The sequence below is a fragment of the Loktanella sp. M215 genome (genome assembly GCF_021735925.1).
Lineage (GTDB): Bacteria > Pseudomonadota > Alphaproteobacteria > Rhodobacterales > Rhodobacteraceae > Loktanella.
In genome coordinates this window covers 41,019-60,142 of the sequence record NZ_WMEA01000005.1, presented here as the reverse complement: position 1 = coordinate 60,142, position 19,124 = coordinate 41,019, and the positions used below count along the sequence as shown (strand labels likewise).

The following is a 19,124-nucleotide window of genomic DNA, read 5'->3' as shown; positions in this document are numbered from 1 at the left end:
ATTTCTTAGCGGGGGGCCTGCACCCCGATCATGGCCACTGCTGCGCAGCATGAAGAACGCGCAAAATGGTCACCATCTCAGGGCTTTCAGCATAAACCACGATGTAGTTCGGCCGAACAACCATCTCCCTAGTCCCGTCCACACGGCCCGCGCGGTACATCTGAGGGCGTTCTGGAAGGAGGGACGTCTTGTGTTCAATCTCGTCTTTGAGAACTTGGGCGGCATCCGGGTTGTCGTCAGAGATGTAGTCAATGATTGCCAGCAAGTCGGCTATGGCCGTGGCTTTCCATTCAAGATTTGGCAAGGCGCTTCCCGTCAATCAATGCCTGGGCGTCTTGCATCGCCTTGGCATGGGGCGTTGTGGGCCTTGGATCGTCCAGCGCTTCCTGTACCTTCGCCCTGAACCAGGCGTCATAGGCATCCGGATCAGCGGTCAATCCGGCAGGCAAGCCGCCTTCTGCGGCCACGCGGGTCAGAAGAATACGCACCGCGTCGGAGAGCGTCAGACCGACGCCCGCAAGTGCGTCCGAAGCCTGTGCTTTCAGCTGATCGTCAACACGGACATGAAGCATGGATGTTTGGGCAGGCATGGATGGTCCTCCAGTTGATGGGAGTGATGTATCTCATTTGAGATACGAATTCAAGTCGGCAGTATGTTCGCGCGTGGTCCCGTGATGTTGTCTCAGCGGGAAACTCAGCCACCCTGCCCCGCGAGATACTCCGCCAGCACAGGACTGGCCGCACCCTTCGCGGAACTGAGCAGCTCCGAGCCCGCAAGCGAGGCCTTCGACAGGCGTACGAGCCCACCGGTTTCCTCGATGCGGTAACAGCGGCGTTTCTGCCGGCCACGCCTGTAGTGCGTCGCGGTGACGATCTGGCAGGTGCTGCCATCGGTGAGCGTCACGGGCGTGGCGAGCCTGATCTTGTCGCCTTCCTCGTAGTCCGGGATCGCAGCCCAGTCCCGGCAGCGCTGACGCCAGTCCTGGGCGTAGCTGCCTTCGTCTTTCAGGTCAGAGAGAAGCTCGATCAGCGCAAGGGGAGCGCTCGACTCGTTCGGACCAGCGCTTTCCTCCATGTCCTTGTAGCCCCAGCAGCCGTCATCGTATCGGGTGAGGAAGACAGCACCGAAAGTGATGGAGCCATCCGCATCGGTCACATAGGTTGTGTCTTCGACCGGCGAGCCATCGATACTTGTGACCTTTGCCGCCGCGTACCAAGTCGAACCCACCTTGCAGGCTTTGACCAGTTCGGTTTTGCGCGTATCGCCATGAGAGGTGCAGAGCCGGGCAATCTCCGCTTTCTCATCCGCGTACGTCTGGACGCGGCGATCGGTGTAGAAGAGCCAACCCATCAAGCCGCCCTCCGATCATCGAGTTCCATCAGCGCATCGAGCGGCACGCGGTAGGGCTGCATGGCATCGAAATCCTCGCAATTGCCGCAGTTCTGCACGATCGCGAAGGTGTCGCAGGCATCCTTGAGGATGACCCGGAAGGTGCCGCCGAGGCCCGAGGGCACCTCGTAGGTTCCGCCGATGAGATAGTCCGAGGCCCGACGCACGAAGACGCGGATGCTGTGGCCATCGGTGGCGAGCCGGATGGCACCACGCCCTCGGTCGATGAGCACCTGCACGTCATCCAGGATGTCGGTGTAGAACTGGCCGGTCAGTTCGCGAAACGCCATGCGGCGCTGCGCCATCCAGTCGGTGTCCCGAAACGGGTTCATGCCGTCGGCGAGGGCGAAGGAGGGATCGGCCTGTTCGGTGGTGACGATGCGGGTTGTCGTGCCATCGATGCCGTTCGAGCGCAGATGCACGCCATTGCCGACGATGAGGATCAGGGCGGGCCTGTCCACCGGCCCGTTCCAGTTGGGCAGGAAGGTTTTGCAGGCGCGCGCATGGGCGATCTGCGCCGCGACAGCGGACGCGGAGAACTTGAGAATAGCCATGGGGATGTCTTTCCGTTGGGTGTGGGAGGGTCGACCCGCGCGGGTGGCATGATCTACGCGCGGGTCGCGTGATGCGTCAGGCCGCTTGCGCGACCTCGCTGTCAGGCTCCGGGGTTTCCGCAGCGGGCTCCGCCTCATCAAAGGCGATACCGGCGGTCTGCATCATCGGCGGGCACCAGGCGGCCACGGCAGCGCGCTGCGCGTCCGTCAGCGTGGCGAAGGGTTCAGCGAAGAGCTTGTCGCAGAAGGCGACGATCTCCTTCTTGCTCGATGAGGCGAGCGTCACCGCCTCCTGGGCGAGACCCAGATCCTTACCGAGGATCTTCAGGAGCCACGCCTTTTTGAAGCGATTGAAGAGCGCCGCGTTCGGCGTCCAGTGGGCGCGGATATCGGGCATGATCTCGATCTCGAACGCATGCATCAGGCTGTCGCGCGATCGGTCCCGCGCGAAGCAGGACTGCGTGGTGCTGGCGGTGGCATAGGCGACGAGCTTGGCCTTCTCGCCGGCCTTCAGCGCGCGAAACGCCGCGAACTGATCGGCAGGCGCACGGGTGTCATCGAGCCAGGACAGATCAAGCGCATCATGCGCCGCCGCCACCTGCTCAAGCGAGGTCTCGTCGATCTCGTCCATCTTGGCGTGGGTACGGTATTCCTTGCGGGCCTCGATCTTGATCGCCTGCGTGACACTCATGCCGCTGACCAGAACGTCACTGACCAGCTTGAAGAGCGTCAGATCGAGCGTGGCCTCCGGATGCAGCGCCATCGCAGCGCCAAGCGCCATGGCACGCTCGGTCTTGAGGTCCTCAGCCAGTGAGGCTGGATAAGTGATTTCGCCCGGGTCCGGGGCCTCCTCCCCGGTCGGGCTAGCCGAGGAGCCGCGCGCGCCCTCCTCTTTGATGGTGTCTTCCGGGCGGACGAGACCAACATGGAGCGTGATCTGCCCACCCTGCCACGAGGCGATCACCCCAGACCGTGCGAGGTCCTCGGCGCTGTAGGCCTCCTGCAGATCGCGCGCTTCCTCTTCCAGAGCGTCGACGCGGTCGTAAACGGCATTGTAGGCACCGTCCTCGAGCCCCTCATCCTCCATCTCGAGCTGCAATTTCTCAAGCTCGGCGGTGATCTCATTGATGCGCTTCTGGGCAGCCTCATCCGGCTCGATCTGGCCGGGATAGACGCGGCCATAGTCGGCCATGGTCGCGTAGTCATAGCGCACCATCGCATCGGCCCAGGCAAACCCCAGCCTCATACGGGCCTCTTCGGCAGCGGCACCGAGCTTTTCGAGCAAGATGGTCTCGACCAGCGCCGCATCCTCAAGCACGGAATGCTCTTCAAGAAGGTCAGCCGCGACGGCGCCGCCACGCGCCTTGTAGTCCGCGCGCACGAAAGCCCCGATATCGTCACTGACCTGCACGCCGCGGGATTTGAGGGCCTGACGGACGGTATAGGCCTGCAGATAACCGCCGTCCTTCGTGAGCGCCTCGAAGACCTCGCGCTGCGCCTCCTGGCTCGGGTGCTCGGCGAAGGCTTTCATCGTGTCGAGCGTGATCACCTTGCCCCGGGCCGCGGCGCGGATGTCGGGGTGTATCAGGCCATAGCGCAACCGGCCTTTCACGGCGGCCACCGTGGTGCCGAAGGTCTTTGCGATGGTCTCGGGCGTCTGGCCGTCGACCTCCATCATCCGGGCGAAAGCCTCGAACTCGTCGATTGCGTTCATCGGCGCCTGGGTGATGTTCTCGGCAAGCGACAGTGCCGTGGTCGCGTCACACTCCTCTGGCACAAGGCGGCAGTCGACCTTGGTTTTCGCAGTGAACCCCTTGGTGGCCTTGTCGGCGACCAGCTCCTTCAGCGCGGCATGGCGTCGGCCGCCCGCGAGCACGGCGTATTTGCCGTCGAGCTGCTGGACCAGAAGCGGCTGGAGCAGGCCCAGAACAGCGATACTGGCCTTCAGATGCGCGATGTTCTCGGGGTCATAAGTTTCCGGCGAGTTGCTGCGCACATTGGCGGGATGCGGGACCAGATCGCCGATGGCGACGGTGAGAGGGGCAAAGCTTGTGGTCATGGGATATCCTTCCAGGTGGGTGAGGTGTGGCCCGCGCCTTCACGCGCGTGACCAATCCCCGGCTTCAGGGATCACCACGACAAAAGGCCCACTTTCCCTTTGAGGGGTCAGTGGGCCTTCATCGCCTGAGGTGTCAGGAGGGGAGTCCCCTGCCCTTCTACCAGTCGCGCGCCAGCATGATGGTCAGCACGCGCATGGTGGTGGCGGGATTGTCCGGGGTCTCAGCCCCGTAGCGGAAATCCGAGTCTGCTTCATAGAGATCGATTTTCCAGAACACGGTCTCGCCACGGATCTCGACCGCCCCGAAATCGTGCCATCCCTCGGGATCATTCTCAGGCTCGAATGTATCGAACGCACCAGTCGCCTTCACCGCCTCGGCCATGAAGCCATCGCCGGCCTCCATAAGCGAGCGGGTGACATGCATCCGGCCCTGGATGGGCTGCGCGGGCGGCACTCCAAGGCACGCGAGCTTGCGAAACGCGTCGTTTTGCGCCGCGATCACGGTCGGATCTGGACGGTCTGGCTGGGGTTGAACGGTCATGGACATGGGGATCTCCTTTGAGAAGTTGAAACACCCTTCCCAAAGCCCGCTTTTCCTTTTCCGCCTGGCGGCAGGACCGAAGGAGAAGGTGCCCTACCCGAACAGACCCTTGGGTCTGTAATTCGGGTTGGGGATGGTCTCGACCCAGCCACCGTTTTCCTTGATGGTCTCGAGCGCGTCCGAGAGTGGATAGGCACCCTCGGACGCTCTCCACCAATAGGCACTGCGCTTGAAGGTGATGATCTTGCGGCGGCCATCTTTGAAGCAGGCCACCCGCAGCGTCTTGGGTTCCTTGCATGACATGGAAGTCTCCGTTCTCCGTGTGGTCAGGCCGCTTTGGCGCTGCGCCCTGCCCTGCCCGCCTCCGATCTGGCGATCAAGTAGTCGCAAGCGCGCTGCGCGTCCGCGGCGTGCTTGAAGATCGCACCCTTGTCCGAGCGCAGGACGCGCAGCCAGTTGTGGAGATAGGCGGTATTCATCTCGAGCGTATGCGCCGTGAAGCCGAGCGTCTGACCCAGGAACACCGAGGTCAATTCCGCGACGATCTCCTCGCGCGCATAGGACGTGTTGCCAAACTTCGAGAACCCGAAATCACGGTTCAATCGATGGGGGGCTTTCGTGGCATGGGCGAGCTCATGGGCCCAGACCCCGTAGAAATTGCGCGGGTCCTGGAACCGCGTGATGGACGGCATGTAGACCTTGTCCACGGGCGGCAAATAGTACGCCTCCGTGCCCGTGAAGACGGTCGTGATGTCGATGGCATCGAAAAACGCCTGCATGTGCGGGATGGGCTCGGACGGCGGATGCTCGGGCACGGGCTCCGGATCGGGGAAGAAGCTGTCGGGCAAGCCCTCGATCTGGCAGGCATTGAACACGCGGTAGGATTTCTGGAAGCGGAAGATACGGGCTTCCTCGGAGTGATCATCCCCGTCGCTGTGATCATGCTCATCGGCTGCGTCTCTCCGGCTTTGACCGTAATAGACGACGACAGAGGACTTTTCGCCCTTGCGGACCTTTGCGTCCAACGCATTGGCCTGCGGCAGCGTCATCCAGAAGGGAGAGCTGTGGCCCGCCATCACGGTCCGCATCGTCAGCAGGAAGTTGTTCACTCCCTGGTAGGGTTCCCCGCCCACGCGCAGGGGGCGACAGCTGCCACCTGCGGTCCATGGCTTGCGCCACGGCAGGACGCCGCGCTCGATGATGCGGATGATTTCGTTTGTGATGACCCCTGAGGCATCGAATTTGGGCGTACGGGATCGGGCCATGGCTGGCCTCCTTTTCGAGTTTTGGTGAGAGGGAGTGGTGACTAGGTTGACCGACAGGGGCGCGGATCGTTGGCGATCCTGGCACCGAGGGCTTCGACCATGTCGATGTAGGTGGTCAGCGACACGGACTTGCCGGGACCCGAAGAGTCAGGGTCGACCGATCCGTCCCGCGCCACCCGCGGCAGGTTCGCGAAGGTGATGACATCGGTGACGGGTCGGATATCGATGAACGGCGTGCCACGTGCGACCGCAAGAGCGGCCAAGGGAAAGCGCTCGATGGGCGCGAAGGTCGACACGGTGGTCCAACCGAGATGGATGAATGTTCCACCCTCTCCGCAGATCACATGCGCGTTTGGCAATGACGCCGCCTGCTTCAGATAGCCGAGGTCACGCAGGACAGTCTCGCGCTCGAGCCGTTGTGCCTGCCCCGTCTGGCCGGTTCGGCGTAGTTCCTTGTGTCGCCACCAAGAGGCAGCGGTTGCGCGGAGCACGCGCAAGACACCTGTTTGCATGGGAATGCCCTTCATCCGGAACGGAACGGCAGACCGGAACCCGGCCCGGACCCATCTGAGGGACCCCAAAGGCCCTCATCTGCCAGTCAGAAAGTCCCGAAGGACACTTTCACTCTTTAGGGATCTGATGCCGGAGAATGTTAAATGGGAAGCTCATGAGAACCTAGGATCCTCCACTTTCCGGCATCAGACCCCGATGAGGAACAGGATCAGGCCGGGACACCCTCTTTCGGGCACCCTCTCTCAGACACCCTCTGGCTTGACCCTCCCCAGCCCTCCTCTTCCTCTCAAACCCCATGATTTCCGGAGGTGGCTTGATTTTGTTCCTGTTATGTTCTATTTTAAGAGCTGCGCTAAGAAGGGAGATCCCCGATGGAAAGTACCACTTACGCCCTGCCCGCGACGCCCAAGCAGATCGCCTATGCGCGCGCACTGGCCCTGCGCAACCAGACGCTTCTGCCGTGGGAGGTTCAGCAAGATCGGCGCTCCTTGAGCGCCTGGATCGACGCACAAGCCAAGTTGAACCCGGGCGCGCAGGACAGCCGCCCGACATCAAACCAGGTCGCCTTCGCCGAGCGTCTCGCCCGGATCAAACGCCGCGCCGTCCCGGATGAGTGTTTCCGCGACAAGGGGCTGATGTCAAAATGGATCGATGGGAACAAATGAAGCTGGGTAGCCCCTGCGGTGATTGAGACTACTTCAGCCGATCAACAATCGATGCCCCGCCCGACTTGGCAAGCGCGATCAGGCTGGACTGGATTTTGGATGTGAAGACGGAACTGAACGTGCCGATGGGCGTGCGGTCCTCCCAGACATAGGACCTCTCCAGCACTCGGCTTAGTCATCCGCCCGCGTCAAGTCCCGCTCGAGCCCTTCTATCATCTGCGCCTTGAGATCCTCGGGCATCTCGTCAACCATATGAGCCTGTTGCGTGGTCCCCCGCGCGAGCTGCTGGTACTGGTCCATGCTCATCAGCACGAATTTGGGTTTGCGATGCTTGGTGATCGCGATCGGCGACCGAATGGCCGCATCGAACAGGTCACTTGTGTGCCGCGTCAGGTCGGCCGCCTTGAACTCGGGAAGCTCATGCATGATCTGGGTCTCCATTTGTGCAGAATATACATACATTCTGGATATTCTGCAAGAGATGGGTTGAGCCCTCCCATGTTTCATCCGAACCGCCGCACGGTCTCAGTGTAGGTGTACTCATAGGCGGTGTTGCCGTTCTCGATGGACTCGTCTGAGGTCAGGTGGTCATAGCCGCGAGAGATTGCCAGCGCGCCGTAGCGGTCAAACATGACGAAGGCCCCTGCCCGCCCGATGTCCGTCGGATTGAAGGCTATCGGCCGGATCTCGATCTTTTGGACCTCTGCTTCCAACACGCCAAGCTGCGTATCGATCTCGGGGGGGGTTCATCTTGTCTAGCGTACTCTTTTTCCAAGGCCTGATACTCGGAGAGTAGTTTGGTATGGGTCGCTTCTTCATCCGTCAGCAGCCAATCGAGCAGCATTGTGCCACCCTCAGCGTTATAAGCATTAACACAGACAAAGACGGCGGTAAGGTTGGCCACCTAGGCCGAGGCGTCTGTGAACATCTAGCAAACTTGGAATGGCTTCTTGTCCCATGATAAGTTGATCACATCCCAGACCTGCACCTGACGCGGGTGATCTGGGTCCACCTTCAAACCAACATTCTTCTTCTTGATGATCGTATGGTTTGAAGTGTGCCGCATTTGTCTTTTGATCTTCGATGGCTATGCAGACTCACCAGCCGGTCGAGTTTATGTGGCAAGAACATCAGTTTCCTTGCCTCATCATAGCGTCGAGGTAGGCGTTGTTGTTTTTCACCTGTCCTGTGCTGGCTCTCAAAATTAATTCGTCGAGTGCAATAAGGAGCTGCCCTGGACCTCGGTCTCTAAGGTGTTTCATGATCCTGCCTTGTTCTATTCTTAGCAATTTTCCGACATCGGCCAATATTTCGAGAACTGATTGATGATCTTTTGGTTCATGCGGGAAGAAGTCCGATACGTTTTTCAGGTCCGTCCAAGCCATAATTGTTGGATCTCGGCGGTCCTGAAAACCAGAGGTGCTGTGCGCATCTGCTCTATCCTTTTTTATATTCAATCTTGTGGGTTCTACGTGCCGGACATTTTGTCCGTCGTCGCCGGACATTTGGTCGGGCATTGTTTCCTGAGCATCATGGTTTCCGGCCGGAAACTCTCTGATGGTCGCTCCGACCAACTCTGCCAGCCTCTTGATAAGCTCTATGATCTCGTCGGCTTTGAGAGTTGCACGGCGTAGGATGTTTCGTACGTTCTGGAGAAATGAGACAGTCTCAACATCCTTTGCTTGGCGCAAAGCCTCGACACGAAGAGCCAGTGCCTCCGCCTTGAGTGACCGTAGCTTTTCCTGATCGCCCACAAGCTGTTCTGCGTGTTCGGTGAGCTCTCTTTCCCGATCGTACATTGGCTGCAGATCGAAGCCAAAGGCATCTCTGATCAATCCACCGTAGCGAAGAGGGAACCGTTTGCGGGTTGCGCTATCCCTGCGCTGGATCAGCCCGGCATCCACGAGGTGTCCGATACACCGTCGAATCGTTCTCTCGTTCAGACCGTTCGTTCTCTCAGACAATGATGCGTTTGAGGGAAAGACGATAGTCATTGGAGACGTTCGTCCGGCCTTCTTCGGCATGAAGCTGATCAAGGCCTGCAGTGTTACTAGGTCATTTGGTGTCAGACCGAGTTCTTTGCGAAGCGCTCGGATCGGCTCGATGACCCTGTACGGATTCGTACCGGGTACAGAAGATCGTTCCGCCAAGGCGGGTGTGTGAGAAAATACCTGTCTCATGATGATGTCGGCTGAAAAAGCTTCCCCGTTCACCGCGAACGGTGTTGAAAACGATTCGGCTTCGGGGTATCAATCAGGTGTCTAAGCTAATCGAGGCCCTTCGGAAGCACTGCTTTCGGGGGGTCTTTCCTTTTCTGGCCTGTCCTCCTTTCTGCTCAGTTTTCGTTATCGTCTATGTCAGGACCATCAAGATCCTGATCCCTGCCGGAGACTGGGTTACCCTAGGGTTCCATTTTCTCTGGGGTAATGATCTGCTCTGGACCAGCGGCCTTCGCGTTCGCCAACGCGAGAAGAGCGGCCTCTGGATTCTCAGAGATCCACTTATGAAGCCCGTCATCTCCGTTCTTGACGGTGATGATCACGTTTCTTTTGGTGACCTTCACCATCCCGAGTTTTGTCTTGATTGCCGATGGGGCAGGGGGCTTGTGCTGTTTCAGGAGCCCTTCGAAGATCGCAAAGCGTTCGTCGGAGGTCTTGCCTGAACCTCTGGATTCCATGAGAGCATCATGGAATTCTCGGTTTCCGGCCGGAAACCCTTCATCTCCAGAGAAGCCAAGGCTCTCATAAGACTTTGCGGCAGCATACCAACGATCCCGTCCAACCCCGGGTGCCGCCCCGATCTTTTGGATGAGTTCAGTCGGAATACAGGAAGTGACTTGTTTCATGCGAGCAAGTCCCGTGAGCTTGTCACCGGCTTTCCTGGCTTTCTGATCGATGTTGAGGGCGTCACAGACCAGTCCCTCATCCTTGCCGGACTCTATGAGAGAACGTGCAAACAGGGCTTTCTCGATCCAGCTGAGGTCTTTTCGGAAGCTGTTCTCTTGGCCTTGTGCAAGAATCGCTTGATCCTCATCCAAGCCTCTGATGAGAGCCTTTGCGGGCTTGCCGATAAGTCGAAGGGCCGCTAATCGCCTGCGCCCATAGATGATCCTATACCGCCCCCCTTCGGGGCTCAGAAGTATCGGGATAAGCTGTCCCTGCTTGTCAATGCTTTCAGCCAGTTCCCTGATGTCATCTTCGTCATCCAGGGCCAGACGATCTTGGAACTCGGAATCATCAATAAGGTCGGTACTGATTTCTTGAATTGAAGATTGTGCCGCATCCTGAAGAGAACGGGCCATTCCCGAAAGGGCAGGGGCTCGTGACTGGGTTCGAGTCGGAGAAATCGACGAGCTCTGCTGCTTTTCTTCATCCTCGGGAATGTCGAATGTGACTTTGCGGGCCATTACTTACGCCCCCATGCCGTTTTGATGAGCCCTTCGACCTCCGCCACAACCCCGTTGATGGACTCGATAGCCCGATCGTACGTCTGGCGATGAAAATCCGTTCTGGCGATCTCGAACAGTGTCTGTTGCGTGAGCCCAGCGTCAGAGACTGCGGAGGATTTCAGGAAAGGCTGAGTAAGAACGTCATCCGTGAACATGGTCCGCAGGAATGCCGCCATCTGGGTTTGGGGGCCGTCATTGGGCTCGAAACGAGTGATTAGAAATCTCATGAAGTCCCAGTCGGGCGATGCGCCCACATCAGCAATTGTTGCCATGAGGCTGGATGTGAGCTGCAGGAATTGGGCCATCGAGGCGACGTCAAGCATGCTTGGAATGACAGTGACGACTAGGGATGTCGACGCCACCAAAGCCGATAGTGTGGTAAACCCGAGTTGGGGTGGGCAGTCGATGACGACGATGTCGTAGTCTGTCTCGACTTCATTAATGCAAAGAGCAAGCCGCTGATAGAACGGCGGCCTGATATTGTTTCGAAGGGCGTGTGCGGTTTCGGTCTCGAACTCAGAGAGCAGCAATCCGGCCGCAGCTAGATCGAGGTTGTGGAAATACGTTTTGCGCACAACGTCTCTAAAGGGGATAGGGTCCTCGTACCGTAGGGCATCGTACACCGTTCCGGCTTCAGGGAAGTCGATTTCCGGCCGGAAACCGAACATGGTGGTCATTGAGGCTTGTGGGTCGAGATCGATTGCCAGAACTCGATAACCATCAAGGGCAAACTTTTGGGCCAGATGGATCGCCGTTGTCGTCTTCCCAGCGCCCCCTTTGAAGTTGGCGATCGAAATGATCTGGATATGCTCCCCATCCCGGCGACGAGGAACGATATGCTGGAACTTGGTGCTTGACCGGGCTATTTCGTGGCGCGCTATATCGATTTGCTCTGCAGTGTAGAACCTGCGGCCGCGGGCGTCTGTCTCGATATCACCGAGATCGAGCTTGTCCTCGAAAAACATCTTCCGCAAAAAATCTTGGCTTACCCCGAGGATCTGGGCAACTTCCGTGGATGAGAAGCGTCTGAGAGCTTTTCGTTCATCAGGTAGAAACGACTTGCGCATATTCACATCAAGCGATTTGCTTAGACGTGTCGCCATCGTTTGGATCTTTTGATCCATTCTGATCCGCTGCTCGTTCATGCCCGTCCCGCCGCCCGTCTTCCGGGTCTATCTTGAGAAGGAACGCAAAACCGCCGGAAACTGATGGTTAGCGTTCTTCCGCAAAAATGTCAGGAAAGCGTTTGACAGGCAAGGATTTTTTCAAATGGTGGGCCGGTATCCGGTGAAATCATTTATTTACAATGACTTATCTTATTTCGCGGATCCAGTGCGTCAAGTGCTTGTGTCGCTGCCATCTCTTAAACGCAAGATGTACCCGATTCACATAGGCGGTTTTGCTTCCAAAGAACGAATCTGAGTCTCTTAAATCATTCCCAGACTCTCGGCTCGCTCCAACAGCATCTTGACCGATGAGGGCTGCCATTTCGTTCGGCCACGGGGCGTGCGTTCGCGCATAGATTCCAGCCGTTCACAGATCGCTTGAAGCGTGATGTCACGATCTGCGCCCTTGATGCCAGCAATAATGGCGGGCAGGCGGTCGTCGGTTTCGCGGCGCCCGGCGCGGGCCAGCACCTCGGCAGGCAGGAAGCCGTCGCGGACATAAGCCTTCACAGCGCGCAAGAGACGGCTTTGGGTCCAGCGACGCGCCTCAGGCAAGGGGCCGTTGATGATGCGCAACACGTCTTCCCAGGCCAAGTCGGGGCGCAACCGGCGCAGATGGGGCACCCAGTCTTGTGCCGTCTCGTTCAGGCGCTCCATGTAGCCGTCCTGTCTTGCCAGCTTTACCTTACGAAGAGCGGCAGGGTCTTTGGCCCGCAGCCCAGGGTTCCCGCCCACGCGGCCCCTTGTGCGCGCGCTGGCGAGGCCGGCCTTGGTGCGTTCCCGGATCAGGGCGCGCTCGAACTCGGCTGCAGCGCCCAAGACCTGCAGCGTGAACTTGCCTTGCGGGGATCCGGTGTCGATCGGGTCCTGAATGGAACGAAAGAACGCACCCTTGGCCTCCAACCGCTTGATCACCTCCAGCAGATGCGACAGGGATCGCGCGAGGCGGTCAATCCGCACGACCACCAGCGTGTCGCCCTTGCCGATGCGCTCCAACACCCGCGCAAGCACCGGCCGCGCACGATTGCCGCCCGAGGCCTGTTCTTCATGGATCTCGGCGCAGCCCACGGATTTCAGGGCCTGCGTCTGGGGCAGGGGGGTCTGATCCTCGGTCGAGACCCGGGCGTAACCTATCAGGGGCATCAAAACAGTCTTTTTGCAGTTTTATGTATCGCTAATAAACGGTAAGCATTCGGCGTAGGCCGCGGTCATGCCGCGATTTGGTGCTCCGATTGCTGCCAGTTCCATGGCAGTAGGTCCGGCACCCGGGAAGCTGTCGTGCCGGGCAGCCGAGCCAAGACATCGGCGAGCCAGGCCTGAGGATCGACATCGTTCATCTTGGCCGTGAGGATCAGGGAATACATGAAGGCAGCGCGGTCGCCTCCGCGCTCGGAGCCGGCGAATAACCAGGATTTCCGTCCCAATGCGATACCGCGCAGTGCGCGTTCGGCCGCATTATTTGTCAGGCAGATGCGCCCATCCTCAAGGAACATCGTGAAGGCATCCCACCGGTCCTTCTTGAACATGTAGCTGATCGCCTTCGCGACCGGGTTGTGCTTCGACATGGTTCCCTGTTCTGCCCGCATCCAGTCGCGCAGTTCCTCGACCAGAGGGCGCACCAGTCGGTGCCGGGCGTCGAGCCGACTGGCGATGTCCAGTCCGTTGATCTGACGCTCAATGTCGAAGATGGCGTCGATCTTCTTCACGGCTTCCAGCGCGACAGGCGATATGTCGTGCGCGGGCTTCTTCTGGCGGGCATTCTCCTTGATGTCCGCAAGCTCGAAGAACTTGCGCCGGGCGTGGCTCCAGCACAGGGCACTCAGCACGGGCCCCGGGTCACGGTCACCGCGATAGAGGTCGTTGTAACCCCCATAGGCATCGGCCTGGAGAACACCCTGCCACCCGGCGAGATGCCGGTTGGGATGGGCCATTTCCCTGTTGCGCGAGAAGTGGAACAGCGCGGCCGGTGGCGCGCCGCCGCCGAAAGGCCGGTCGTCGCGGACATATGTCCAGAGCCGCGCTGTCTGCGTCCCTCCCTTCGCCAAGAGGGGGACCGTGGTGTCGTCGCCGTGGAGGCGTTTGGCCGCCAGAACATGGTTCCGGATCAGGGCATGGATCGGTGCCAGAGCCGCGGTGCAGGCGCCGACCTGGTCGGCCAGCGTCGAGAGGCTGAGGTCGACGCCTTCCTTGGCGTAGCGCTCGGCCTGCCGGTTCAGGGGCTGGTGCTGCCCGAACTTCTCGAACAGAACCATCGCCAGCAGGTTCGGACCGGCCCATCCCCGCGGCGTCGGATGGAACGGTGCTGGCGGCTGGCTGATCTTCTCGCAGGTCCGGCACGTGAACTTCTCTCGGACGGTCTGGATCACCTTCCACTGACGGGGAATGACCTCGAGCGTCTCGGTGATGTCCTCGCCCATCTTCACGATGCGGTCCGAACCACAGCAGAAGCAGGCTGTCGGTGCCTCGATCACCACCCGATCACGCGGCAGGTGCTCCGGGAAAGGTTTGCGCACCGGTCGGCGGCGCTCGAAGCCGGCAACCGCCGTGGCCTTCGTATTTCCGGCGGCAACTTCATCCTCGGTGGCAGCCGCCTCGAGTTCCTCAAGCTGCATCTCCATCTGGTCGATCAGGCGGGCGCTGCGTTCGGAGCTATGGCCGTAGTGGTCGCGCCGGAGCTTGGCGACCTCGAGCTTGAGGTGCTTGATCATCGCCTCCGATGTGGAGACCACCGCCCGGGCTTGTGCCAGTTCGCTCTCAGCAGCCTCGGCACGGGCATCCGATGCCGCCAAGGCAGCGCGCAGTCGGGCAATCTCGGAAGCACTATCGGACATGCCCGAAACATACCCTGAACGGATAAAAAACCAACAAAATATGGGATCTGGGGGGCTTTTATCCCGCCTTTGTCGGGCGCTGCGTCCAGCGCGGATTGCGCCAGTCTATCCCCTCCAGAAGATAGCTGAGTTGGGCCGCCGAGATCTGCACCGCCTCGCCGGTCCCGCTGGTCGGCCAGATGAACTTCCCGGCTTCCAGCCGCTTGGTGTAGAGCGACATGCCCACGCCGTCGTGCCAGAGCAGCTTGACCAGGTCGCCCTTGCGGCCACGAAAGCAGAAGATCTCTCCGGCATGCGGATCGCGCCCCAACCCCTGTTGGACAGTCAGCGCCAGCATGTTCATCCCGCGCCGCATGTCTGTCACGCCGCCAGCGATCCAGACGTGCACACCCGCCGGGAACGCGATCATTTGCCCTCCAGGATCGGCAGTAGCCGGGCCAATGCGCCCGGGTCCACCGAAGACGGGACGAGCAGTCGCCGTCCGTTCCGCAGAAGGATCTCGAGCTGGACGTCGGGGGCCGACTGACGCGACGACGTGTCCATCTCGGAGGTCATCTGCACAGGCACGAAAGCAGGGGCGCTTGCGTTCGCGAGTTCGCCGTTTCGATACTGTTGCCGCCAGACGGTCAGCAGCGAGCGAGAGATACCATGCCGCCGCGCTGTTGCTGAGACCTGGCGATGTCCCCGATGGCTTTCCTCGACCACCCGGATCTTGTCCGCGTCGCTCCAGTGCCGACGCCGCGGCGAGTTCTCGGCGGACAGGATCTCGATCTGGGGTGTGAACTTAAGGTCGACCATAACGTCGGACTTATCATCGCGTCCAACGCCCCGTCAGACGGTCCACGCCGGAGCGTTACAATAAACGACTGGTTGGAAACGAAACTAATTCTGCGTGACCTGTCCCCCGGTCGTCCCTCGCTCAGAACGAGAGTGCTTGGGTATATGCGCTGCTCCCAAACCTTGGACCGCCAGATGCTGGAGTTCTCCGGCTCCGACGACTTTGGGCAGGCCGATGGGCATTAGGAAGAGACCTTTAGGTCCTGCCTGTCCGGTCCGAGGTGCACGAGTTATCGAACCGGTGGCTGACCAGACACCTGAACTGAACTGCACCGGTTTGGCGTAAAGGAAAGTGTCCGGTTATTGTTCAGCAATATTTTCGTTGGCAAAGGCACTCGTCGCCAAGGGTTGTGTCACCTGTTTAGGCGAGCCTATCCAGCGATTTGCAGTTTCAGTTCGATCCAGTCACGACACGGTAAATTGCCCCATCATGCCAGCGTCTTCATGTTCGAGGATGTGGCAGTGATACATAAACGGCGTCTCTGCCGTCGCACGCTTATCAAACCGTACGAGAATTTCCGTCGGGCCGTCCACAAGTACCACGTCCTTGAGCCCGACCTGCTGCGGATCGACGGCGCGGCCACCTTGCGAAATGACCTGAAAAGAGGTGCCGTGCACATGGAACGGATGGGTCTGCATATCTGCATCGATGCGCCACAACTCGGTCTCGTTCATTTGCACGGCCTGGTCGATGCGGTTCATATCGTAGGAGTCACCGTTGATGCCCATGGCCTGCCCGTCGCGGCCGATCAGGGTATTGAACATACGACCCATCATGCCGCCGCCGTGCAGATTGAGCCTGAAGGAGCGCGTGCGCACGGGATCACCCATATTACGGATGTCGCTGGGCAACGTCTTGGGCAGGGTGGCCGGCGCTGTAACCGCCGCGTCGCCGACATCGAAGGACATCACCTCGAACGTACTGTCGGAATTGCCGCCGCCGTTCATCATTCCGCCACCGCCCATCATGCCGCCGCCACCCATCATGCCACCACTGCCGACGTCACGGGACACCAAGCGGGTAGGGGCGCGGTTCGCAAAATCCACGACGACCTCGGCCCGTTCGGCAGGGGCCAATTGAAGTGTCGTGTGCGCCACAGGTGCGGGCAGCAGGCCACCGTCGGTGCCGACCTGATGGAACGTGCGACCGTCGGTAAAGCTGAAATCATAGACGCGGGCATTGGATGCATTTAGCACCCGCAGGCGTACCAGCCCCGCTGGCACCGTCAGCTTGGGCCTGATGACGCCATTGACTAAAATCTCTGATCCCCGGAAACCCTGCATGACCCCCATCATTCCAAGGTCATAACTCATGCGGCCGGATCGGTCGAAGCTGCGATCTTGGACGATCAAGGGGATGTCATTGACACCATAGTCATCGGGTAGCCCGGCATCGACATCCGGTTCATCGACGATGATCATGCCCGCCAACCCGCGATAGACCTGATCCGCAGTCTGTCCGTGGACGTGGCTGTGGTACCAGAGGGTCGCGGCGGGATGATCGATGGGCAGTTCCGGTGACCACGTCTGGCCGGGGGCAAAAGCAAGCTGCGGTCCACCATCTAAATGACCTTGCACATGCATGCCATGCCAATGGGCCGTGATGGGGTCATCGGTGCGGTTGACCACGTCAATGTTGGCCGTCCGTCCGCGCTGAAACCGCAGCAACGGGCCAAGGTAGTCCTGACTGTAACCCAATGTATCAGAGGCGGCACCCGACATGAACGCCCGCGTGCCATTCTGGGCCGTCAGGGCGTTGCCGGCACCCGGGCCGATGTCCATCACGTCCGGGGTCGGAAGCGGTGCCCCCGGTTCTGCCGCAAAGGCGCGGTGTGTCAGCAGTATCGGCGTTGCCAGAGCCGCGGATGCGCTTGTCAGAAATTGACGTCGTCTCATGGCGATGTTCCGTTCTTTGCTCAAGTTGTTTGCGGGATCGCTGGCCAGCGGCATGTGGCGCTATCCCGCCAGTCGTCCCGGTGACGGTGGCAGGGCGGTCGTCAAAACTTGTCGACGGGCATCTTCAGGTAGTGGCCGCCGTCGGATTCGGCATCGGGCAGACGTCCCGCCCGCAGATTGATCTGCAAGGCCGCCAACATACGGTCTGGTAGCGCCAGCGTCTTGTCGCGATCCGTTCGGGTCTTGATGTAGTCGGCCTTCGCGGTGCCATCCTTGACATGCACGTTGCGCGCTTTGTGATCGTCAACCGTCGCCTCCCATTCGGGTCTGTCACGCCCGTCGGCACCGTAATCGTGACCGACGAACAGCCGCGTGTTGCCGGGCAGGTCAAGAATCGCCTGCAGCGTCTGCCACAGATCGTCTGCGCTACCGCCGGGAAAGTCTGCCCGCGATGTGCCGCTGTCCGGCTGCATGAAGGTGTCGTGCACGAACGCCGCATCTCCGCAAACATAGGTGATCGACCCCAACGTGTGCCCTGGAGAAAGCATGACTCGCACGGTCAGGTCGCCTACATCGAAGGTAGCACCATCCTCGAACAGGTCGTCGAAATCCGCTTCGGGATCGAAGGCATCAGGCGTGTTATAGTAGTCCCGCCAGAGCTGTGCGATCTCCCGCACTTTCGCGCCGATGGCGTTTGGGGCACCTATTCTTGCCTTCAGGTGGGCCGAGGCCATGACGTGATCCGCGTGCGGATGGGTATCGAGGACGCGTTCGACGGTCAGTCCATGTTTTTTCACCAGGTTCAGCACCTGATCGATGCTTTGCGTGCTTGTCGCGAAACTCGCCGGATCGAAGTTCCAGACCACGTCGATCAGGGCGGCCTTCCAGGTGGCCGGATCGGCACAAATATACTGGATCGACCCAGTGTCGGGTTCATAGATGCCCCAGACGTGAGGGCTGCCCGCGCCAGTCGAAGGGGAATGCCTGACGACCCGCTGTTCAAGTTCAGATGTCATCGTTTTGATCCTTTCGCTTGGAAGATGGAGAGATTTTTTGCCCGTCCACCGACGATGATTCCTAGAACCATCGCAGGTAGAAACAGGAGGATACTGCCAGTCATCGTAGACAGCGCCGTCCACGCGGGACCCGGGCAAAAGCCGCCAATGCCCCAGCCGATGCCGAACACCGCCGACCCAATCAAAAGAGGTGCGTCGATTTGCTGCGATCCAGGCAGATCGAATTCATTGTTCATGACTGGTTCATCACGGCTCCAGATCAGGCGGTAGCCGATGAACGCCGTCAGCGACGCGCCACCCATGACGAAGGCCAAGCTGGGGTCCCACGGCCCCAATATATCGAGAAAGTTAAAGACTTTGGCCGGATCCGCCATGCCCGAGATAATGAGCCCGAGTCCAAAGATCAGTCCAGCGATCAATCCAGTGAATGTACGCATGTTGATCCCCTTAGAAAACGTGCCGCAGCACGGTCGTCGTGGTGACGGCGGTCGCCAGAAACGACGCTACTGCCGCGAAAGACCTGCGTGACAGACGGGCGATCCCGCAGACGCCGTGACCCGATGTACAACCCGAACCAAGCGATGTGCCGATGCCCACCAGAAGACCCGCAACGGCCATGCCGATCAGGCTGGGGGGGATCGTCGCCTTCGGATAGGAACCTGTTGCCATGACAACCAGCAGCGGGGACAGGATCAGGCCGGCCAGAAACGCGATGCGCCATGCCCGGTCGTCGGGTCCGCCAGCGAGGGGCAGGGTAGCGACAATACCCTTTGTAATACCGGTGATGCCCGCGATCTTGCCGAACATCCCCATGACCATGACGGCGCTGATTCCAATCAGCACGCCGCCTAGCAAAGATAGCCAAGGGGTGAATGCGGTGGTAACGACAGGCTCCATAAGGCCATCCTTTCCGATAGACGTTGTATGATCGCAGGTTAAGAAT

23 protein-coding genes are annotated in these 19,124 nt (G+C 59.8%); 1 reads left to right on the top strand and 22 read right to left on the bottom strand.

Annotation, left to right across the window (positions count from 1 at the left end; all coding sequences use genetic code 11):
• Positions 1–28: 28 nt before the first annotated feature.
• From GLR48_RS22670 to GLR48_RS22630, 9 genes are all read right to left on the bottom strand, one after another.
• Positions 29–304, bottom strand: a complete 276-nt coding sequence (locus tag GLR48_RS22670; RefSeq protein ID WP_071974127.1) for a type II toxin-antitoxin system RelE/ParE family toxin — start codon at positions 302–304, stop codon at positions 29–31.
• A complete protein-coding gene (locus GLR48_RS22665; protein WP_044353023.1) occupies positions 291–590 on the bottom strand; it encodes a type II toxin-antitoxin system RelB/DinJ family antitoxin in 300 nt (99 codons plus the stop codon). The genes GLR48_RS22670 and GLR48_RS22665 overlap by 14 nt, the downstream gene beginning before the upstream one ends.
• Positions 591–694: 104 nt before the next feature.
• A complete protein-coding gene (locus GLR48_RS22660; RefSeq protein ID WP_237065993.1) occupies positions 695–1,351 on the bottom strand; it encodes a DUF6927 domain-containing protein in 657 nt (218 codons plus the stop codon).
• Positions 1,351–1,944, bottom strand: coding sequence for a regulator (locus tag GLR48_RS22655; protein ID WP_237065991.1), 594 nt, complete (start codon positions 1,942–1,944; stop codon positions 1,351–1,353). The genes GLR48_RS22660 and GLR48_RS22655 overlap by 1 nt, the downstream gene beginning before the upstream one ends.
• A 76-nt stretch (positions 1,945–2,020) precedes the next feature.
• A complete protein-coding gene (locus tag GLR48_RS22650; RefSeq protein WP_237065989.1) occupies positions 2,021–4,003 on the bottom strand; it encodes a ParB/RepB/Spo0J family partition protein in 1,983 nt (660 codons plus the stop codon).
• Between the two features lie 157 nt (positions 4,004–4,160).
• Positions 4,161–4,550, bottom strand: a complete 390-nt coding sequence (locus GLR48_RS22645) for a DUF3768 domain-containing protein (RefSeq protein ID WP_133344248.1) — start codon at positions 4,548–4,550, stop codon at positions 4,161–4,163.
• An 87-nt stretch (positions 4,551–4,637) separates the two neighbouring features.
• Positions 4,638–4,847, bottom strand: a complete 210-nt coding sequence (locus GLR48_RS22640; RefSeq protein ID WP_237065981.1) for a DUF6330 family protein — start codon at positions 4,845–4,847, stop codon at positions 4,638–4,640.
• A gap of 23 nt (positions 4,848–4,870) precedes the next feature.
• Entirely contained in the window at positions 4,871–5,809 is a 939-nt protein-coding gene (locus tag GLR48_RS22635) for an ArdC family protein (RefSeq protein ID WP_237065974.1), read from the bottom strand.
• 41 nt (positions 5,810–5,850) lie between these two features.
• Positions 5,851–6,321 carry a hypothetical protein gene (locus GLR48_RS22630; RefSeq protein WP_237065972.1) on the bottom strand — a complete coding sequence of 157 codons (471 nt, stop codon included), beginning with the start codon at positions 6,319–6,321 and terminating at the stop codon, positions 5,851–5,853.
• A gap of 372 nt (positions 6,322–6,693) precedes the next feature.
• Between GLR48_RS22630 and GLR48_RS22625 the strand changes: the two genes are divergently transcribed.
• Positions 6,694–6,987, top strand: coding sequence for a hypothetical protein (locus GLR48_RS22625; protein ID WP_237065970.1), 294 nt, complete (start codon positions 6,694–6,696; stop codon positions 6,985–6,987).
• A 171-nt stretch (positions 6,988–7,158) separates the two neighbouring features.
• Here the strand turns inward: GLR48_RS22625 and GLR48_RS22620 are convergent, their stop codons facing one another.
• The 13 genes from GLR48_RS22620 to GLR48_RS22560 form a co-directional block, all read right to left on the bottom strand.
• The gene (locus GLR48_RS22620; protein ID WP_237065968.1) at positions 7,159–7,413 is read right to left on the bottom strand and encodes a type II toxin-antitoxin system prevent-host-death family antitoxin; all 255 of its coding nucleotides are present in this window, start codon (positions 7,411–7,413) and stop codon (positions 7,159–7,161) included.
• Positions 7,414–7,490: 77 nt separating this feature from the next.
• Positions 7,491–7,703: a hypothetical protein gene (locus GLR48_RS22615; protein ID WP_237065966.1), complete on the bottom strand. Its 213-nt coding sequence runs from the start codon at positions 7,701–7,703 to the stop codon at positions 7,491–7,493.
• A gap of 414 nt (positions 7,704–8,117) precedes the next feature.
• Positions 8,118–9,167 (bottom strand): helix-turn-helix domain-containing protein, encoded by a 1,050-nt coding sequence (locus tag GLR48_RS22610; RefSeq protein ID WP_237065964.1) that lies wholly within the window; start codon positions 9,165–9,167, stop codon positions 8,118–8,120.
• A gap of 221 nt (positions 9,168–9,388) precedes the next feature.
• Positions 9,389–10,393 (bottom strand): plasmid partitioning protein RepB, encoded by a 1,005-nt coding sequence (gene repB / locus GLR48_RS22605; RefSeq protein ID WP_237065962.1) that lies wholly within the window; start codon positions 10,391–10,393, stop codon positions 9,389–9,391.
• Positions 10,393–11,580, bottom strand: a complete 1,188-nt coding sequence (repA, locus tag GLR48_RS22600) for a plasmid partitioning protein RepA (RefSeq protein WP_237065960.1) — start codon at positions 11,578–11,580, stop codon at positions 10,393–10,395. Before repA ends, repB begins: the two co-directional genes overlap by 1 nt.
• Before the next feature lie 282 nt (positions 11,581–11,862).
• Positions 11,863–12,744 (bottom strand): recombinase family protein, encoded by an 882-nt coding sequence (locus GLR48_RS22595; RefSeq protein ID WP_237065953.1) that lies wholly within the window; start codon positions 12,742–12,744, stop codon positions 11,863–11,865.
• A 65-nt stretch (positions 12,745–12,809) separates the two neighbouring features.
• Entirely contained in the window at positions 12,810–14,432 is a 1,623-nt protein-coding gene (tnpC, locus tag GLR48_RS22590) for an IS66 family transposase (RefSeq protein ID WP_237065951.1), read from the bottom strand.
• A 58-nt stretch (positions 14,433–14,490) separates the two neighbouring features.
• On the bottom strand, positions 14,491–14,841 hold the full coding sequence (gene tnpB, locus GLR48_RS22585; RefSeq protein WP_237065949.1) for an IS66 family insertion sequence element accessory protein TnpB: 351 nt from the start codon (positions 14,839–14,841) through the stop codon (positions 14,491–14,493).
• Positions 14,838–15,230 carry an IS66-like element accessory protein TnpA gene (tnpA, locus tag GLR48_RS22580; protein ID WP_237065947.1) on the bottom strand — a complete coding sequence of 131 codons (393 nt, stop codon included), beginning with the start codon at positions 15,228–15,230 and terminating at the stop codon, positions 14,838–14,840. Before tnpA ends, tnpB begins: the two co-directional genes overlap by 4 nt.
• A gap of 444 nt (positions 15,231–15,674) precedes the next feature.
• On the bottom strand, positions 15,675–17,165 hold the full coding sequence (locus GLR48_RS22575; protein ID WP_237065945.1) for a multicopper oxidase family protein: 1,491 nt from the start codon (positions 17,163–17,165) through the stop codon (positions 15,675–15,677).
• 101 nt (positions 17,166–17,266) lie between these two features.
• Positions 17,267–18,181: an MBL fold metallo-hydrolase gene (locus tag GLR48_RS22570; protein ID WP_237065943.1), complete on the bottom strand. Its 915-nt coding sequence runs from the start codon at positions 18,179–18,181 to the stop codon at positions 17,267–17,269.
• Positions 18,178–18,618 carry a DUF6691 family protein gene (locus tag GLR48_RS22565; protein ID WP_237065941.1) on the bottom strand — a complete coding sequence of 147 codons (441 nt, stop codon included), beginning with the start codon at positions 18,616–18,618 and terminating at the stop codon, positions 18,178–18,180. The genes GLR48_RS22570 and GLR48_RS22565 overlap by 4 nt, the downstream gene beginning before the upstream one ends.
• Positions 18,619–18,628: 10 nt before the next feature.
• A complete protein-coding gene (locus tag GLR48_RS22560) occupies positions 18,629–19,078 on the bottom strand; it encodes a YeeE/YedE family protein (protein ID WP_237065939.1) in 450 nt (149 codons plus the stop codon).
• Between the last annotated feature and the right edge of the window lie 46 nt (positions 19,079–19,124).

Excerpts from the sequence above, each read along its gene's own strand:
- repB (WP_237065962.1), bottom strand. The coding sequence starts at position 10,393 with ATGGCCCGCAAAGTCACATTCGACATTCCCGAGGATGAAGAAAAGCAG.
- GLR48_RS22660 (WP_237065993.1), bottom strand. The coding sequence starts at position 1,351 with ATGGGTTGGCTCTTCTACACCGATCGCCGCGTCCAGACGTACGCGGAT.
- GLR48_RS22630 (WP_237065972.1), bottom strand. The coding sequence starts at position 6,321 with ATGCAAACAGGTGTCTTGCGCGTGCTCCGCGCAACCGCTGCCTCTTGG.
- GLR48_RS22640 (WP_237065981.1), bottom strand. The coding sequence starts at position 4,847 with ATGTCATGCAAGGAACCCAAGACGCTGCGGGTGGCCTGCTTCAAAGAT.
- GLR48_RS22620 (WP_237065968.1), bottom strand. The coding sequence starts at position 7,413 with ATGCATGAGCTTCCCGAGTTCAAGGCGGCCGACCTGACGCGGCACACA.
- GLR48_RS22650 (WP_237065989.1), bottom strand. The coding sequence starts at position 4,003 with ATGACCACAAGCTTTGCCCCTCTCACCGTCGCCATCGGCGATCTGGTC.
- GLR48_RS22665 (WP_044353023.1), bottom strand. The coding sequence starts at position 590 with ATGCCTGCCCAAACATCCATGCTTCATGTCCGTGTTGACGATCAGCTG.
- GLR48_RS22655 (WP_237065991.1), bottom strand. The coding sequence starts at position 1,944 with ATGGCTATTCTCAAGTTCTCCGCGTCCGCTGTCGCGGCGCAGATCGCC.
- GLR48_RS22610 (WP_237065964.1), bottom strand. The coding sequence starts at position 9,167 with ATGAGACAGGTATTTTCTCACACACCCGCCTTGGCGGAACGATCTTCT.
- GLR48_RS22565 (WP_237065941.1), bottom strand. The coding sequence starts at position 18,618 with ATGCGTACATTCACTGGATTGATCGCTGGACTGATCTTTGGACTCGGG.
- GLR48_RS22575 (WP_237065945.1), bottom strand. The coding sequence starts at position 17,165 with ATGAGACGACGTCAATTTCTGACAAGCGCATCCGCGGCTCTGGCAACG.
- tnpC (WP_237065951.1), bottom strand. The coding sequence starts at position 14,432 with ATGTCCGATAGTGCTTCCGAGATTGCCCGACTGCGCGCTGCCTTGGCG.
- GLR48_RS22625 (WP_237065970.1), top strand. The coding sequence starts at position 6,694 with ATGGAAAGTACCACTTACGCCCTGCCCGCGACGCCCAAGCAGATCGCC.
- GLR48_RS22635 (WP_237065974.1), bottom strand. The coding sequence starts at position 5,809 with ATGGCCCGATCCCGTACGCCCAAATTCGATGCCTCAGGGGTCATCACA.
- GLR48_RS22645 (WP_133344248.1), bottom strand. The coding sequence starts at position 4,550 with ATGTCCATGACCGTTCAACCCCAGCCAGACCGTCCAGATCCGACCGTG.
- GLR48_RS22570 (WP_237065943.1), bottom strand. The coding sequence starts at position 18,181 with ATGACATCTGAACTTGAACAGCGGGTCGTCAGGCATTCCCCTTCGACT.
- tnpA (WP_237065947.1), bottom strand. The coding sequence starts at position 15,230 with ATGGTCGACCTTAAGTTCACACCCCAGATCGAGATCCTGTCCGCCGAG.
- GLR48_RS22560 (WP_237065939.1), bottom strand. The coding sequence starts at position 19,078 with ATGGAGCCTGTCGTTACCACCGCATTCACCCCTTGGCTATCTTTGCTA.
- tnpB (WP_237065949.1), bottom strand. The coding sequence starts at position 14,841 with ATGATCGCGTTCCCGGCGGGTGTGCACGTCTGGATCGCTGGCGGCGTG.
- repA (WP_237065960.1), bottom strand. The coding sequence starts at position 11,580 with ATGAACGAGCAGCGGATCAGAATGGATCAAAAGATCCAAACGATGGCG.
- GLR48_RS22595 (WP_237065953.1), bottom strand. The coding sequence starts at position 12,744 with ATGCCCCTGATAGGTTACGCCCGGGTCTCGACCGAGGATCAGACCCCC.